This window comes from Bacteroides sp. AF25-38AC, from assembly GCF_003602995.1.
In the GTDB taxonomy this organism is placed as follows: Bacteria; Bacteroidota; Bacteroidia; order Bacteroidales; family Bacteroidaceae; genus Bacteroides; species Bacteroides uniformis.
Map to the genome: position 1 here is coordinate 20,673 of NZ_QTMD01000007.1, position 15,701 is coordinate 36,373.

15 protein-coding genes and 1 riboswitch are annotated in these 15,701 nt (G+C 49.0%); of the genes, 6 read left to right on the forward strand and 9 right to left on the reverse strand.

Going from position 1 to position 15,701, the window contains the following annotated elements:
- Nucleotides 1-17: 17 nt before the first annotated feature.
- The 8 genes from DWY55_RS06455 to fabD all read right to left on the reverse strand — a co-directional run bounded on the left by DWY55_RS06455 (nucleotide 18) and on the right by fabD (nucleotide 7,140).
- Nucleotides 18-620 (reverse strand): thiamine phosphate synthase, encoded by a 603-nt coding sequence (locus DWY55_RS06455; protein ID WP_009038439.1) that lies wholly within the window; start codon nucleotides 618-620, stop codon nucleotides 18-20.
- A gap of 18 nt (nucleotides 621-638) precedes the next feature.
- Nucleotides 639-1,334, reverse strand: coding sequence for a HesA/MoeB/ThiF family protein (locus tag DWY55_RS06460; RefSeq protein ID WP_009038438.1), 696 nt, complete (start codon nucleotides 1,332-1,334; stop codon nucleotides 639-641).
- Between the two features lie 35 nt (nucleotides 1,335-1,369).
- Nucleotides 1,370-2,503, reverse strand: a complete 1,134-nt coding sequence (thiH, locus tag DWY55_RS06465; protein ID WP_008664609.1) for a 2-iminoacetate synthase ThiH — start codon at nucleotides 2,501-2,503, stop codon at nucleotides 1,370-1,372.
- Between the two features lie 20 nt (nucleotides 2,504-2,523).
- Nucleotides 2,524-4,206: a phosphomethylpyrimidine synthase ThiC gene (thiC, locus tag DWY55_RS06470; RefSeq protein WP_117588841.1), complete on the reverse strand. Its 1,683-nt coding sequence runs from the start codon at nucleotides 4,204-4,206 to the stop codon at nucleotides 2,524-2,526.
- 13 nt (nucleotides 4,207-4,219) lie between these two features.
- The gene (locus tag DWY55_RS06475; RefSeq protein ID WP_034532877.1) at nucleotides 4,220-4,996 is read right to left on the reverse strand and encodes a thiazole synthase; all 777 of its coding nucleotides are present in this window, start codon (nucleotides 4,994-4,996) and stop codon (nucleotides 4,220-4,222) included.
- A gap of 23 nt (nucleotides 4,997-5,019) precedes the next feature.
- The gene (locus DWY55_RS06480) at nucleotides 5,020-5,670 is read right to left on the reverse strand and encodes a thiamine phosphate synthase (RefSeq protein WP_022402453.1); all 651 of its coding nucleotides are present in this window, start codon (nucleotides 5,668-5,670) and stop codon (nucleotides 5,020-5,022) included.
- Nucleotides 5,671-5,675: 5 nt separating this feature from the next.
- A complete protein-coding gene (gene thiS / locus DWY55_RS06485) occupies nucleotides 5,676-5,873 on the reverse strand; it encodes a sulfur carrier protein ThiS (protein ID WP_005837106.1) in 198 nt (65 codons plus the stop codon).
- A gap of 70 nt (nucleotides 5,874-5,943) precedes the next feature.
- Nucleotides 5,944-6,034, reverse strand: a riboswitch (TPP riboswitch).
- 218 nt (nucleotides 6,035-6,252) lie between these two features.
- Entirely contained in the window at nucleotides 6,253-7,140 is an 888-nt protein-coding gene (gene fabD / locus DWY55_RS06490) for an ACP S-malonyltransferase (RefSeq protein ID WP_005825542.1), read from the reverse strand.
- A gap of 398 nt (nucleotides 7,141-7,538) precedes the next feature.
- On the opposite strand from fabD, the gene DWY55_RS06500 reads away from it, so the two are divergent.
- The 5 genes from DWY55_RS06500 (at nucleotide 7,539) to DWY55_RS06520 (ending at nucleotide 14,545) form a co-directional block, all read left to right on the forward strand.
- Nucleotides 7,539-8,270: an NUDIX hydrolase gene (locus tag DWY55_RS06500; protein WP_005825541.1), complete on the forward strand. Its 732-nt coding sequence runs from the start codon at nucleotides 7,539-7,541 to the stop codon at nucleotides 8,268-8,270.
- A gap of 47 nt (nucleotides 8,271-8,317) precedes the next feature.
- Entirely contained in the window at nucleotides 8,318-9,796 is a 1,479-nt protein-coding gene (locus tag DWY55_RS06505; RefSeq protein WP_005825540.1) for a xylulokinase, read from the forward strand.
- Between the two features lie 105 nt (nucleotides 9,797-9,901).
- Complete coding sequence (gene xylA / locus DWY55_RS06510; RefSeq protein ID WP_005825539.1) at nucleotides 9,902-11,218, forward strand: xylose isomerase; 1,317 nt, start codon at nucleotides 9,902-9,904, stop codon at nucleotides 11,216-11,218.
- A gap of 114 nt (nucleotides 11,219-11,332) precedes the next feature.
- Complete coding sequence (gene xylE, locus DWY55_RS06515; protein WP_005825537.1) at nucleotides 11,333-12,820, forward strand: D-xylose transporter XylE; 1,488 nt, start codon at nucleotides 11,333-11,335, stop codon at nucleotides 12,818-12,820.
- A 192-nt stretch (nucleotides 12,821-13,012) separates the two neighbouring features.
- Entirely contained in the window at nucleotides 13,013-14,545 is a 1,533-nt protein-coding gene (locus tag DWY55_RS06520) for a carbon-nitrogen hydrolase family protein (RefSeq protein WP_005825535.1), read from the forward strand.
- 41 nt (nucleotides 14,546-14,586) lie between these two features.
- Here DWY55_RS06520 and DWY55_RS22505 read toward each other — a convergent pair whose 3' ends face one another.
- The gene (locus DWY55_RS22505; RefSeq protein WP_005837113.1) at nucleotides 14,587-14,715 is read right to left on the reverse strand and encodes a hypothetical protein; all 129 of its coding nucleotides are present in this window, start codon (nucleotides 14,713-14,715) and stop codon (nucleotides 14,587-14,589) included.
- A 47-nt stretch (nucleotides 14,716-14,762) separates the two neighbouring features.
- Here DWY55_RS22505 and DWY55_RS06525 point away from each other — a divergent pair, with 47 nt between their 5' ends.
- Nucleotides 14,763-15,569, forward strand: a complete 807-nt coding sequence (locus tag DWY55_RS06525; RefSeq protein WP_005825533.1) for a hypothetical protein — start codon at nucleotides 14,763-14,765, stop codon at nucleotides 15,567-15,569.
- The last annotated feature ends 132 nt before the right edge of the window (nucleotides 15,570-15,701 follow it).

Genomic DNA, 15,701 nt, shown 5'->3' on the forward strand with positions numbered 1-15,701 from the left:
TAATTAAAAATTAGAAATTAAAAATTAAAGGGGTGAGAGGAAAGCTGTTTCAGGTGGAGGAAGTGGGGGATGAAAGCTTCCTTCGCTTGCTGCCAGACATCTCCCAGCAGTACGGCACCTCCGAAACCTAAAGCGGCTATTTCCGGAAGATGTTCCAAGGTGATGCCACCCAATGCCATCACCTTTGAGTCGATAATACCAGCTTGCTGCGCCTTCTGCAAGGTATCGCAGGAGTAAGCGGAAGAATAGCCTTCTTTGGATATACTGTCATAAATGGGGCTGAGGAACACATAGTTACAATCTGATTTATGTTTCAACACTTCTTCAAGAGAGTGACAAGAGCGACTGACATGTCCCTTATATCCGGACGGTATCTGCGGATTGCGCCCGTTCAGATGAATTCCTTTCAGACCGAAAACGGATGCCAGCTGGAATTGCTCATGCGTGACAATGCGTGGCATATATTCCATCGGTAGCTGTTGAAGAAAATTCCCCATCTCCTCTGCCGAAGCTCCCGGCTTGCGCAGGTGGAGCATTTCCAAACCGTTTTGGAATAAGGAGGTAACTGCCTCTGCTTCTCCTTCAAAGAATTGCGGCGTGGTAATGACTATCAGTTTCATATCTTTATGGATGTTTGCCTATAGTGAGAGAATATACGACTGCATGGTCCTTAAATCAATCGTCCATAGCTTTCCAGCCAAGGGTTCACCGTAGCCGCAAATCAGTTTCAACACTTCATTGGCTTCTACGCTACCCACAATGGCAGGGGTTACGCCGATAACCGATTTGTCCGGAGATGGCATGAGCAGTGTCCCTTCTTCATCCGGATAGAGGTCACGATAGTTTTTAGCACTCTCACCGTAGCAGAAGACGGACACTTGGCCTTCAAAGCCTTGAATGGCACCATAAACGTAGGGCTTGCCCCAAGCGTTGCATACGTCATTCAGCAAGTAGCGGGTAGCGAAGTTGTCGCACCCGTCTACCACTATATCGTAGTTCCTTATCAGTTCTCCGGCATTCTTCTTGTCCAGACGGAAGGGGTATACTTCCACGTTTACATCGCTGTTCAAACCCTGCACTCTACGGGCGCCACATAGAGGTTTAGGCTGCCCAAGGTCAGCTTCAGCATACAGAACCTGACGTTGAAGATTACTGATGCTGACCTGGTCATCGTCCACCAATCCCAGCGTTCCGACTCCTGCTCCCGCCAGATAGAGGGCAATGGGAGAACCCAATCCTCCCACACCGACTATCAACACCTTGGCATTACGCAGTTTCTCTTGTCCGGCTTCGCCTATTTCAGGGAGGGACGTTTGTCTGGCATATCGGTTCATTTGTTCATTATTATTAAGGTTCTGTATTCGGCCACTCATCTCTTGAAAGCCTTCAAATCAAAACTCGCATCCCAATCTTTCCACACTGGTTCGCGCCCCAGGCGTTTCAATGCTTTGTCCACTTCCACAGCCTTGCGCTCGTCGCTGACATGAAACTGTTCCAGTGTTTGCGGATAGCTGTAATATCCTCCCGGTTCGGTCTTGCTTTCGGCGCTCATGGTTGTCACACCGAGTGTTGCCATATGGTCGCGTATATCGGCAGGCTCGCGGGTGGAGTAGGAGATGTCTACATCATGGTCGAAGATGCGCATGGCGAAAGTGACTTGTGCCAGTTCGCGGTCGCTCATGATGACATTGGGCTGGAAGCCGCCGTTCTCCGAAGGACGCATACGGGGGAAGTTGACGCTGTATTTCGTTTGCCAATAATGTTTCTGGAGATAGCGCAGGTGATAAGCCATCATGGTGATGTCTGTCCGCCATTCTTTCTCCAGACCGATGAGCACTCCCATGCCGATGGAATGGACGCCTGCCTGCCCCATGCGGTCGAAACCATTGACACGCCATTCGAATTTGGACTTCATGCCACGGGGGTGGTAGATGTTGTAATTCGACTTGTGGTAGGTTTCTTGAAAACAAATCACGCCATTCATGCCGTGTTCTTTCAGCGTTGCATACTCTTCCGTTTTTAAGGGCATCACTTCTATTTTCAGATTGCTGAAGTAGGGTTTTGCCAGGTCCAGTGCACGGGCTATGTAGGGCACGCCTGCTTTGGCCGGATTTTCTCCCGTTACCAACAGCAAATTCTCGAAAGGTGCCAGCTTCTTGATGGCCTTGTATTCGTTCACGATTTCTTCTTCCGTCAGTATGGTACGCGGCATGGGGTTGCTGATATGGAAACCGCAATACACGCAAGAGTTGGTGCAGGAATTCGTGATGTAAAGAGGCACGAACATGGAGATGGTTTTCCCGAATCGTGCCTCGGTGTATTTCTTGCTCAATCGTGCCATCGTCTCCAGATAGGGGGCAGCGGCGGGTGAGATGAGGGCCATGAAGTCCTCTACATTACAATGTTCTTTGGAGAGGGCACGGCGTACATCCGCATCTGTCTTGGCATGGATGCGTGCCGTGGTTTCCTCCCAGGATATATGTTCTAATTCGTCTGAAAACATAGTGCTCTATCAATTCCCATTTATTTCTTTTTTAATTCTCTCGACAACCGCATCGCACAGAAGTTCGGTCCGCACATCGTGCAATACTCCCCATCCACATGCTTCCCTGCATGAAAATAGCTGAACGCACGTTCCGGGTCGAGCGACAAGTCAAACTGGTCTTTCCAGCGGAATTCATAACGTGCTTTGCTCAGTGCATTGTCACGCACTTGTGCTCCGGGATGCCCTTTTGCCAGGTCGGCGGCATGGGCGGCTATCTTATAGGTGATGACACCTACACGCACATCCTCCTTATCGGGCAGTGCCAGATGCTCTTTGGGAGTGACATAGCAGAGCATCGCCGTACCCAGCCAGCCTATCTGCGCCGCACCGATGGCGGACGTGATATGGTCGTATCCCGGTGCGATGTCCGTCACGATGGGGCCGAGCGTATAGAAAGGCGCATCGTGGCATTTTTCTATCTGGCGCTCCATATTCTCCTTAATCTTGTGCATGGGCACGTGGCCGGGACCTTCGATGAAAGCCTGCACATTCTTGTCCCAGGCACGCAGCACAAGCTCGCCCATCGTGTCGAGTTCTGCAAACTGCGCTTCATCGTTGGCATCGTGCGTAGACCCCGGACGCAGCCCGTCTCCCAAAGAGATGGCAACGTCATACTGTGCCAGAATGTCGCAAATGTCATCAAAGTGTTCGTAAAGGAAACTCTCGCGGTCGTGCACCAGGCACCATTTGCTCATGATGCTGCCGCCACGGCTCACGATGCCGCACAACCTTTTCTCGGCCAGATGCACATTGTGGCGGCGTATGCCGGCATGGATGGTGAAGTAGTCCACTCCCTGCTCGCATTGTTCAATCAAGGTATCGCGGTAGATTTCCCAGGTGAGGTCTTCCACCTTGCCGTTCACTTTCTCCAATGCCTGGTAGATGGGGACAGTGCCCACGGGAACGGGACAGTTGCGGATAATCCATTCGCGCGTTTCGTGTATGTTCTCGCCCGTGGAGAGGTCCATCAGCGTGTCGCCGCCCCATTTGCAGCTCCACAATGCTTTCTCTACCTCTTCTTCGATGCCCGAGGTGGTGGCGGAGTTTCCGATATTGGTATTTATCTTCACCAGGAAGTTACGGCCTATAATCATCGGCTCTGCTTCGGGATGGTTGATGTTGGCAGGAAGCAGGGCGCGTCCGGCAGCAATCTCCTGGCGTACAAATTCCGGTGTGATGTGCGTCTCTATTCCCAGCTCCGCGCAGTTCATGTTCTCGCGAATCGCCACATACTCCATTTCAGGCGTGATGATACCTTGTTTGGCATAGTACATCTGCGTGCAGCATTTTCCTTGAAGGGCGCGGTAGGGCAGGGTGATATGCTCAAAGCGCAGAGAGTCGAGCGACCGGTCGTCGCGGCGCATGCGCCCGTACTCCGACGTTATTTCGGGAAGCTGCTCCACATCGCCGCGTTTCAGTATCCATGGTTCGCGCAGGCGGGGCAGCCCTTTCTTCAAATCCACTTCAATGGCAGGGTCGCTGAACGGTCCGCTGGTATCATACACATACACTTCCGGATTCGGAGTAATCACCTTTTCTCCATCTACGAAGTTCGTACTGGGCACTTGCTCCACCTTGCGCATAGCTACGCGCAATTCGGGAAACAAGGTGCCCGGCAAATATACTTTCTCGGAACGGGGGAATTTTATCTTCTGGTTCATTGCATTGTCAGTTTTATAGGTTCAAAAAAGCCGTCAGCGGTGAGCTGGCTTCCGCAACAAAATTATCTGCCTGTATGCCCAGACCTGCTTCGTATGCCATGCGTCCTGCCTCTACAGCCTGCTTGAACGCTACCGCCATGGTCACGGGGTCGCCCGCCACTGCAATGGCTGTATTCACCAGGCAAGCCGAAGCGCCCATTTCCATAGCCTCTGCCGCATGGCTCGGGGCACCGATACCGGCATCCACCACTACGGGGATATTGGCTTGCTCGATGATTATTCTCAGGAAATCCCTTGTCTGCAGTCCTTTGTTTGTACCGATAGGAGCACCCAGCGGCATGACGGTGGCGGCACCGGCTTCTTCCAGCCTCTTGCACAGTGTGGGGTCGGCCTGGCAATAGGGCAGTACCACAAATCCTAACTTGACCAGTTCTTCTGTGGCTTTCAGCGTCTCCATAGAATCGGGCAACAGATAGCGGGGGTCGGGGTGTATCTCCAGTTTCAGCCAGTTCGTGCCGAAAGCTTCACGCGCCATCTGTGCAGCAAAAACAGCTTCTTCGGCATTGCGCACGCCGGAGGTGTTGGGCAGAAGCTGGATACCGGGATGCTGTATGTGTACCAGCATATTGTCTTCCTTGTTGTCCAGTTCAATGCGTTTCATGGCTACCGTCACCATTTCTGTGCCGGATGCCAGGATAGACTGCTCCATCACTTCATCGGAATTGAACTTTCCGGTTCCTAAAAACAGACGGGAGTTGAACTCACGTTCCGCAATCACTAATTTTTCCATATCAGTCGTCATATATTAATTCTTTATTTTTCATTCTCCATTAAAGAAATGATTCTTTTCATTTCATCTGCCGGACTATCGGCATGCAGTACCGTGCCCGAAAGGGCAATCCCGCTTACCCCCGTCTGCATAACGGCTGGAATATCCGCTATGGTTATTCCACCGATGGCTACTATCGGAAGGTGTATATCCTTCTCCTGCATCCGGTGGATGATAGCTGTATATCCTTCCAGTCCCAATATCGGACTCAGATTCTTCTTGGTAGTGGTGTAGCGGAAGGGGCCGCAGCCTATGTAGTCGGCACCGGCTTTGTAGTGTTGCAGTACATCCTCAAAGGTATTTGCCGTGCCGCCTATAATGTACTCCGCGCCCAGAATCCGGCGTGCGTCGGCTATGGGCATGTCTTTCTTTCCAAGATGTACGCCGTCGGCATGCAGCTTCTTTGCCAGTTCCACATGGTCGTCAATGATGAAGGTGGCACCGTATTGCCGGCAAAGGGCCTGCACTTCCAAAGCTACGGGTTCTATCGTTTCCACCGGGGTGTCTTTCATGCGCAGTTGCACCCAGCGGCAACCGCCCTCAAGAGCCATGCGTGCAGCATCCAGATACGAATATCGTTCCGTATAGTGCGTGATGAACTGCATTCCTCCGTTTTTCAGTCTCTCGTCCTTCATCTTCCTCACCCTCCGCAAGCTGCTTTGATAATGATGATGGGCATGTATTCCCTCAGGATGCATTTTGTCCATTCCGTGCGAAGTACAATACGGTTGTCTACGGCCACGGCAATGCCTTGCATCGGTAGGGCAAGTTCCTCGATAAGTTGTGAAAGGGTAGTGGCGCCGGTTTTCACTTCCTTGTTGTTGACCAATACTTTCATTTTTCTGTTCATTAAGAAATAAAACAAATGGAAGTAAATACAAAGAAGCGTCTTTACGGCAAGTTCAGTGAAGAAAGAAATATCCAATTCCTACGGCAGTACTAACTGCATCAGGTTCGAGGGTATAATCTCAGCCCGTCGGGGCACCCCTTTGTCTTTACGGCAACAAAGGTAAGGGAAAATCGGAAATAAAAAACAAAAGAACGTACTTTTTATTTCAGTGATTACTTTTTGTTTACTCGCGCCCCTTTGTGGCACGTATCTTTTTCAGCGTATTCCGAACAGTGGTTCTGACTCCCGTTGAATAAAATGGCCTACTAAAACAAGAAAGGCTGTCTATTTGAAGAAAGACAGCCTTGAAAATATTCTATTTAAGGAATTATGCAATCCCGTGAGCCGTAGCTTCCGGTGCAATCTTCTTGATAAGACCTTGCAGCACTGCACCAGGACCGCACTCTGTGAAGTCCGTAGCACCATCGGCAACCATGTTCTTCACTGTTTGCGTCCAACGTACCGATGCTGTCAGCTGAGCCACCAGGTTCTTCTTGATTTCTACCGGGTCAGTATGAGGCATAGCGTCTACATTCTGATATACGGGGCACTTCGGAGCATGGATTTCTGTTGCATTGATGGCTGCTTCCAGTTCAACTTTGGCAGGGTTCATCAGCGGAGAGTGGAACGCACCGCCTACCTTCAACGGCAGAGCACGCTTTGCACCTGCAGCCTTCATCAGTTCGCAAGCCTTGTTGATACCTTCTATGGAACCGGAAATTACAATCTGTCCCGGGCAGTTATAGTTGGCTGCCACGCAAACTTCACCTTCAGCACTTACTTGAGCGCAGATTTCCTCAACCTTTTCATCCGGCAGGGCAATAATGGCTGCCATAGTGGAGGGCTGTGCCTCGCAAGCCTTTTGCATAGCCATGGCACGGGCATACACCAGTTTCAGACCATCTTCAAAGCTCAGTGCACCGGCAGCAACCAAGGCAGAGAACTCGCCCAATGAGTGACCGGCGGTCATCTCCGGCTTAAAGTCATCGCCCATGCAGAGGGCGGAAATAACGGAATGAAGGAATACGGCAGGTTGGGTAACTTTAGTCTGGCGCAGGTCTTCATCTGTTCCGTTGAACATAATATCAGTAATACGATACCCGAGGATATCATTTGCTTTCTCAAAAAGTTCCTTGGCTAATGCCGAATTTTCGTACAGGTCCTTTCCCATGCCAACGAATTGGGCACCTTGACCCGGAAATACAAATGCTTTCATATTTACTCGTTTTTTAGTGTTTAAATAAAAAGTGCTGCAAAGGTAGAGGTTTTTCTGATATTCACCGCACAAACGGATGTTTTTTGTGCAATGCCCTTACTTTAAGGAGGGAAGCTAAAATACAATATGTATGCTTGGGCCTTCTGTGGTATCCGGAGGCTGAAATACTTATAAATGAAACACTTTCTCCTTATTGTACTTCCTACAATTAGACCTCTTGTATATTCTTGTAAATTACATATTGTATTCCATACGATAACAACTGAAAATGATATTGTATAAAGTAAGATATGTATTCAGTTGAAAAATAATGCTTTATAACATTATAAAAATAATCTTTTCCTTTATTGCAAATTAGAAAAACCTATTTATATTTGCAGCGCTTAACGAGATATATTATGCAAAACATAGAACAAAAAACGCCGTTGGCAAACAATCATATCTCTGTGGACTGTGTAGTGATTGGTTTTGACGGAGAACAGCTAAAGGTTCTGCTGATTAAGCGTGCAGGAGAGGAAGAAGGAGAAATCTTTCATGATATGAAGCTTCCCGGAAGTTTGATTTACATGGATGAGGATTTGGATGAAGCTGCCAAACGGGTGTTGAATGAATTGACGGGGCTGAAGAACGTCAATCTGATGCAATTCAAGGCATTCGGCTCAAAAAACCGTACGAAGGACCCCAGAGATGTACATTGGCTGGAACGTGCCATGCAGTCCAAGGTAGAGCGTATTGTCACCATAGCCTATCTTTCCCTGGTGAAGATAGACCGCGCATTGAACCGTGATTTGGACAATTATCAAGCTAGTTGGGTAGCCATGCCGGATATAAAGGCTCTGGCATTCGACCACAACCTGATTATCAAGGAAGCCATTACCTATGTCCGTCAGTACGTCGAGTTCAACCCGTCTTCACTGTTCGACTTGTTGCCGCGTAAGTTCACCGCATCCCAGCTTCGCACTTTGTACGAACTGGTGTATGACAAGCAGTACGACGTACGCAATTTCCATAAAAAAATTGCCTTGATGGAGTATGTCGTCCCCCTGGAAGAAAAACAGCAGGGCGTGGCCCACCGGGCGGCACGCTACTACCGTTTCGACAAAAAGATATACAATAAAATCCGACGGTAGCCGGATTGTAAATTCTTCATATCACTTTCATTTTAATATTGATAGAAATGTATTTATTAGGTTATGACATCGGCAGCTCGTCTGTAAAAGCGAGTCTGGTAAATGCGGAAAGCGGCAAGTGTGTATCGTCTGCCTTCTTCCCCAAGACTGAAGCGGAAATTATCGCAGTGAAGCCCGGCTGGGCAGAGCAAGACCCCGGAAACTGGTGGGAAAACTTGAAACTGGCCACACAAGCGGTATTGGCAGAATCCGGAGTAAACGCAGAAGACATCAAGGCGATCGGTATCTCTTATCAGATGCATGGCTTGGTATGTGTAGATAAAAACCAGCAGGTGTTGCGTCCTGCCATTATCTGGTGCGACTCCAGAGCCGTGCCCTACGGACAAAAGGCTTTCGAAACATTGGGAGAGGAGACTTGCCTTTCACATCTGCTGAATTCTCCGGGCAACTTCACGGCCTCCAAACTGGCTTGGATTAAGGAGAATGAGCCTTCCGTTTACGAAAAGATTCATAAGATAATGCTGCCGGGCGACTATATCGCCATGAAGTTGAGCGGTACCATCTGTACCACGGTGTCCGGTTTGTCCGAAGGGATGTTCTGGGATTTCAAGAACAACCGGGTTGCCGACTTTCTGATGGACTATTATGGATTCGACTCCTCTCTGATTGCCGACATCAAACCGACTTTCTCCGAGCAGGGACGTGTCAATGCTGCTGCAGCCGCAGAGCTGGGTCTGAAAGAAGGTACGCCTATCACTTACCGTGCCGGCGACCAGCCCAACAATGCCCTTTCCCTGAATGTATTCAATCCGGGTGAAATTGCTTCTACCGCCGGAACGTCCGGCGTGGTATACGGCGTGAACGGTGAGGTGAACTACGACCCCAAGTCACGTGTCAACACCTTTGCACACGTCAACCATGCTGCCGGGCAAACCCGTCTGGGTGTTCTGCTGTGCATCAATGGTACGGGCATTCTCAATTCATGGGTAAAACGCACCGTTGCTCCCGAAGGCATCTCCTACAGCGATATGAATCTGCTGGCGGCGCAAGCTCCCATCGGCAGTGCCGGTATCAGTATCCTGCCCTTTGGAAACGGTGCGGAGCGTATGCTGGAGAACAAGGAAATAGGCTGCTCCATTCATGGCATCAACTTCAACCAGCACGGCAAACAGCATATCATCCGTGCAGCGCAGGAAGGTATCGTTTTTTCCTTTAAATATGGAATCGACATCATGGAACAAATGGGCATTCCCGTGCAGAAAATTCATGCAGGCAAGGCTAATATGTTCCTCAGCCCGCTGTTCCGCGAGACATTGGCCGGTGTGACGGGAGCTGTCATCGAACTGTATGATACCGACGGCTCTGTAGGTGCCGCCAAAGGCGCCGGAATCGGTGTGGGCATATACAAGGACAACAACGAAGCATTTGCCACGCTTGAGAAGCTCGAGGTGATAGAGCCGAAAGTGGCAGACCGCCAGGCTTATGCCGACGCATATGCGCGCTGGAAACACTGGGTAATGTGCTAATGTGCACATTAAAACGTTAGCACGTTAAAACAATAAATTAATAATTAACCCCGTGATGAATGTGTCTGTCATTGGCACATTCTCACATTAAAACATTAAATTCTTATGGCAACAAAAGAGTATTTTCCCGGAATAGGAAAGATTAAATTCGAAGGTAAAGAGAGCAAGAACCCGATGGCATTCCGTTATTACGATGCCGATAAAGTAATCATGGGTAAGAAAATGAGCGAATGGCTGAAGTTCGCCATGGCATGGTGGCACACTCTTTGCGCAGAAGGTGGTGACCAATTCGGTGGCGGAACAAAGAAATTCCCCTGGAACGGTGAGGCTGACAAGGTTCAGGCTGCCAAGAACAAAATGGACGCCGGCTTTGAATTCATGCAGAAAATGGGTATCGAATACTACTGCTTCCACGATGTAGACCTCTGCGAAGAAGCCGAGACCATTGAAGAATACGAAGCCAACTTGAAGGAAATCGTAGCGTATGCCAAGCAGAAACAAGCAGAAACCGGCATCAAACTGTTGTGGGGTACTGCCAACGTATTCGGCCATGCCCGCTACATGAATGGTGCAGCCACCAATCCCGATTTCGATGTTGTGGCACGTGCCGCCATCCAAATCAAAAACGCCATCGACGCTACTATCGAACTGGGAGGTTCAAACTATGTATTCTGGGGCGGTCGCGAAGGCTACATGTCATTGCTGAATACAGACCAGAAGCGTGAGAAAGAGCACCTCGCACAGATGTTGACCATCGCCCGCGACTATGCACGTGCCCGCGGCTTCAAAGGTACCTTCTTGATTGAACCGAAACCGATGGAACCTACAAAACACCAGTATGATGTAGACACCGAAACCGTTATCGGCTTCTTGAAGGCTCACAATCTGGACAAAGATTTCAAGGTGAACATCGAAGTGAACCACGCTACTTTGGCGGGCCACACCTTCGAGCACGAACTCGCAGTAGCCGTAGACAACGGTATGCTCGGCTCCATCGACGCCAACCGTGGTGACTACCAGAACGGCTGGGATACAGACCAGTTCCCCATTGACAACTTCGAACTGACCCAGGCAATGATGCAAATCATCCGTAACGGAGGCTTTGGCAATGGCGGTACAAACTTCGATGCCAAGACCCGTCGCAACTCCACCGACCTGGAAGACATTTTCATTGCCCACATCGCCGGTATGGACGTGATGGCACGTGCACTGGAAAGTGCAGCCAAACTGCTTGAAGAGTCTCCTTACAAGAAGATGCTGGCCGACCGCTATGCTTCCTTCGACAGTGGTAAAGGCAAGGAATTTGAAGATGGCAAACTGACGCTAGAGGATTTGGTAGCTTACGCAAAAGCCAACGGTGAGCCGAAACAGACCAGCGGCAAGCAGGAATTGTATGAGGCAATCGTGAATATGTACTGCTAATAATGATCAATGTTTAGTGATTAGTGGTTAATAAGTTGCGCATGAGGTGTTTCAATATTAATCATTAATCGCTAATCATTAATCGCTAATCATTAACCATTAATCATTAATATCATGAATTATACAGAAAAAGGCAGTAAACTCTACCTCTTCTCTATTGTGCTGGTAGCCGTCATCGGGGGCTTGCTTTTCGGCTACGATACAGCAGTCATATCCGGTGCCGATAAAGGGCTTCAGGCATTTTTTATGGGTGCCTCCGATTTTGTCTACACAGATACGATTCACGGCATTACCTCTTCCAGTGCACTTATCGGATGTATCATCGGTAGTGCTCTTTCGGGATTCTTCGCATCCAATCTGGGACGTAAGAATTCTCTTTTCATAGCCGGCGTCTTGTTCTTTCTGTCGGCATTGGGCTCCTACTACCCGGAATTCCTTTTCTTCGACTATGGTGTTCCTTCCTATTCCTTGCTCGTGGCATTCAATTTCTACCGTGTATTGGGAGGAATCGGCGTAGGTTTGGCATCGGCCATCTGCCCGATGTATATTGCGGAAATTGCGCCGAGCAACATTCGCGGGACTCTGGTATCATGGAATCAGTTTGCCATTATCTTCGGCCAGTTGGTGGTTTACTTCGTGAATTTCCTTATTCTGGGCGAGAATTCAAATCCGGTGATAAAGGCCATTGAAGGAGTCAACCAGATTCTGAATCCCGAAGCGGCAGCATGGACCACAGAGATAGGATGGCGTCTGATGTTTGTCAGTGAGGCTGTTCCTGCAGGAGTCTTTGCGTTGCTCGTACTGTTTGTTCCCGAAACGCCACGCTATCTTGCCATGAGTGGCAAGGATGATAAGGCACTCCAGGTGTTAAGCCGTATCAACGGCTTGGCTCAGGCAAAGGTTATTCTGTCTCAAATCAAAGCCACGGCAGAGGAAAAGACGGAAAAGCTTTTCACTTATGGCTGGATGGTTATCTTTATCGGTATCATGCTGAGTGTATTCCAGCAAGCGGTAGGTATCAACGCCGTACTCTATTTCGCACCGCGTATCTTCGAAACGATGGGAATGGGTAACCCGATGGTGCAGACTGTCATCATGGGCATCATCAATATTCTGTTCACGTTGCTGGCTGTCTTTACAGTCGAGAAATGGGGACGTAAACCGCTGCTCATCTCGGGGTCTATCGGCATGGCTATAGGTGCTTTCGGAGTAGCTCTTTGCAACGTTGTGGCAGGGCTTCCTCCCATGTTGGCTGTTGTCAGCATCATGGTCTACAGTGCTTCGTTCATGTTCAGCTGGGGCCCCATCTGCTGGGTACTGATTGCTGAAATCTTCCCGAATACCATCCGTGGCGCTGCAGTAGCCATTGCCGTAGCCTTCCAATGGATATTCAATTTCATTGTATCTTCCACCTTCGTACCTATGTACAATATGAGTTTGGGAGATATGGGAGACAAGTTCGGGCACATGTTTGCTTATGGCTTATACGGAATCATCTGTGTGGTGGCTGCTCTGTTTGTCTGGAAGCTTGTTCCCGAAACGAAAGGCAAGACACTGGAAGACATGACCAAGCTGTGGAAGAATAGAAGAAACAATAGATAAGACCGTCATTGAAACTGTCCATATAAGGCGGGAAAGAGGAGGCCTGATGAATGCCTCCTCTTTTTGTTATCAATTCCGTATCTTTTCCCTTATCCGTTCAAGATGGGAAAGAAAAATCTTCGGAGGGGAAGATAACATGTAAGGATAAACCGTACCTTTGCACTGTTTTTAATCAGGAATAGCAAGAAAGTTATGGATTCAATGAAAATCAATAAGGTGCAGATACGCAATCTGCAGATTGAAGATTATGACCAGTTGGCACAATCGTTTACGCGCGTTTATTCAGACGGAAGCGATGTGTTCTGGACGCACAAACAAATAGAAAAACTGATACGCATCTTCCCCGAGGGGCAGATTGTGACGGTGGTTGACGAGAAAATCGTGGGCTGTGCGCTTTCCATCATAGTGAACTACGATGATGTGAAGAACGACCACACTTACGCCCAGGTTACGGGCAAGGAGACTTTCAACACCCACAATCCGAAAGGCAACATACTTTATGGCATCGAAGTCTTTATCCATCCCCAATACCGTGGCCTGCGTCTGGCACGCCGTATGTATGAATACCGCAAGGAACTTTGCGAGACATTGAACCTGAAGGCAATCATGTTTGGCGGACGTATCCCCAACTACTACAAATATGCCGATCAAATCCGCCCCAAGGAGTACATAGATAAGGTGAAGCAAAAGGAAATCTTCGACCCGGTGCTGACCTTTCAGCTCTCTAACGACTTCCACGTGCGCAAGGTGATGCGCAACTACCTTCCCAATGATGAGGAGTCCAAGCACTACGCCTGCCTGCTGCAATGGGACAATATCTACTATCAGGCTCCCACACAAGACTATGTAAACCCCAAAACCACTGTCCGCGTAGGCTTGGTACAATGGCAGATGCGTACCTACAAGACACTGGATGACCTTTTTGAGCAAGTGGAATTTTTTGTGGATGCCGTGAGCGACTACAAGAGTGACTTTGTCCTTTTTCCCGAATACTTCAACGCACCGTTGATGGCAAAATTCAACAACGAGGGCGAGTCGCAGGCTATCCGCGGGCTGGCGGCCTATACCGAGGAAATCAAGGAGCGTTTCGTCAAGCTCGCCATCAGCTATAACATCAACATTATTACGGGCAGTATGCCGCTTATCAAGGAAGACGGGCTGCTATACAACGTAGGATTCCTCTGCCGACGTGACGGAAGTTATGAAATGTACGAAAAGATACATGTCACTCCCGACGAGATAAAGTCCTGGGGACTGAGCGGAGGCAAGTCCATCCAAACTTTCGATACGGACTGTGCTAAGATAGGCGTGCTGATATGCTACGATGTAGAGTTCCCCGAACTGAGCCGCATCATGGCGGACCAAGGCATGCAGATACTCTTTGTTCCTTTCCTTACCGATACGCAGAATGCTTACAGCCGCGTAAAGGTGTGCGCCCATGCTCGTGCCATCGAAAACGAGTGCTTTGTAGTGATAGCCGGCAGTGTAGGCAATCTTCCCCGCGTGCACAACATGGACATCCAGTATGCCCAGTCCGGCGTGTTCACTCCCTGCGACTTCGCTTTCCCCACAGACGGCAAGCGTGCGGAAGCCACTCCGAATACCGAAATGATTCTTGTGTCGGATGTGGATCTGGACTTGCTGAATGAACTGCATACCTACGGCAGTGTACGCAACCTGAAAGACCGGAGAGGCGATTTGTACGAGGTGAAGATGAAAAGATGACTTTCCCGAATGCCACACTCGGTTGCCTCCAATGCCACACCTTATTCTCCGAAATGCCACACTTCATCGTCCGGAATGCCATAGGTTTCGGACAACGGAGTGTGGCATTTCAGCTGCTGAAGTGTGGCATCCGGGACGATGAAGTATGGCATTTCGGATGGTAATTCCATAGTTTATCCGTATCTTTACAAAACTTTTATTCTAAAAAACAGAAACAATGGCCAAGAAAGCTCTCTCTGCTCCCGAAATACCTCTCTGCATCAATGTGTTGCGATTACTTAACTACCGTCTGGCTCCCGACGAGCTGATTCTGTTCGACTGGCTTACAGTAAAACAGATTTCTTTTAAATACAAGCCTTTCCATTACTCCCAGGCGCGTGTAGAGGAAGAAACCCGTATCCGCCGTACCCGGCAGGAAGTCATCATTAAGCAATTCTCGGCCTTGGGCTTCTTGAAAACCGACATAAAGGTCAATTCCGTCACCCGTGGACGTGTCCGCTATTACTCCGTGGACTTCAGTGTACTTGCCGACGTGGATGTCCTGGTAGAAATCATCATGCCCCAAACCACGCTCTTCCGTGACTTCATCCTCTACTTTGCCTACCACGCCACTATGCAGAAGAAGAGCAAGGAAGAACAACTGAAGCCTGCCTCCGCCATAAATCATGAGGCTGCCGCCCGAATCTATCAACTGCTGAGCCAAGTCTATGACGAGCGCCGCCAATACTATAATGATGGGGGACTGACCGGAGATGTGAAGCCTGAACGCTCGAAATCTGCCATGCAATTGCAGCATAACAAACCCATAGAACGTAAACTGGCAAAGTTGGCAGACTACTACAACGATAACAGCATCAAAAACGCCTTTCTTGCCTATGTGGACGAAATCCTGACCCAAAAGAAAGAACCCGAAAACCTGATGTATTACTTTCTCTCTTTCGATGAGACATCGGATTGTTTCGGAGTGGTGAATCATTACCTTAATTATTTCACCTTGCATTATAGTTACAGCAGCAACAGTTGAAGTCTATCCGCTGATGATGCTGTTATTATTTCTTTTAATATAATACTTTATTATTCTTTCCCATGCTGTTCTCTGCACGCTTATTGCTGATTGCGGCAATAGCATTCGCAGAATTCTACATACCATTTGTTG

What these genes read in the sequence shown, in the direction of transcription:
- DWY55_RS06505 (WP_005825540.1), top strand. Translation starts at nt 8,318, where the DNA reads ATGTATTTATTAGGTTATGACATCGGCAGCTCGTCTGTAAAAGCGAGT.
- DWY55_RS06460 (WP_009038438.1), bottom strand. Translation starts at nt 1,334, where the DNA reads ATGAACCGATATGCCAGACAAACGTCCCTCCCTGAAATAGGCGAAGCC.
- thiS (WP_005837106.1), bottom strand. Translation starts at nt 5,873, where the DNA reads ATGAAAGTATTGGTCAACAACAAGGAAGTGAAAACCGGCGCCACTACC.
- DWY55_RS06480 (WP_022402453.1), bottom strand. Translation starts at nt 5,670, where the DNA reads ATGAAGGACGAGAGACTGAAAAACGGAGGAATGCAGTTCATCACGCAC.
- DWY55_RS06525 (WP_005825533.1), top strand. Translation starts at nt 14,763, where the DNA reads ATGGCCAAGAAAGCTCTCTCTGCTCCCGAAATACCTCTCTGCATCAAT.
- thiC (WP_117588841.1), bottom strand. Translation starts at nt 4,206, where the DNA reads ATGAACCAGAAGATAAAATTCCCCCGTTCCGAGAAAGTATATTTGCCG.
- DWY55_RS06520 (WP_005825535.1), top strand. Translation starts at nt 13,013, where the DNA reads ATGGATTCAATGAAAATCAATAAGGTGCAGATACGCAATCTGCAGATT.
- DWY55_RS06455 (WP_009038439.1), bottom strand. Translation starts at nt 620, where the DNA reads ATGAAACTGATAGTCATTACCACGCCGCAATTCTTTGAAGGAGAAGCA.
- xylE (WP_005825537.1), top strand. Translation starts at nt 11,333, where the DNA reads ATGAATTATACAGAAAAAGGCAGTAAACTCTACCTCTTCTCTATTGTG.
- fabD (WP_005825542.1), bottom strand. Translation starts at nt 7,140, where the DNA reads ATGAAAGCATTTGTATTTCCGGGTCAAGGTGCCCAATTCGTTGGCATG.
- DWY55_RS06500 (WP_005825541.1), top strand. Translation starts at nt 7,539, where the DNA reads ATGCAAAACATAGAACAAAAAACGCCGTTGGCAAACAATCATATCTCT.
- thiH (WP_008664609.1), bottom strand. Translation starts at nt 2,503, where the DNA reads ATGTTTTCAGACGAATTAGAACATATATCCTGGGAGGAAACCACGGCA.
- DWY55_RS06475 (WP_034532877.1), bottom strand. Translation starts at nt 4,996, where the DNA reads ATGGAAAAATTAGTGATTGCGGAACGTGAGTTCAACTCCCGTCTGTTT.
- xylA (WP_005825539.1), top strand. Translation starts at nt 9,902, where the DNA reads ATGGCAACAAAAGAGTATTTTCCCGGAATAGGAAAGATTAAATTCGAA.
- DWY55_RS22505 (WP_005837113.1), bottom strand. Translation starts at nt 14,715, where the DNA reads ATGGAATTACCATCCGAAATGCCATACTTCATCGTCCCGGATGCCACA.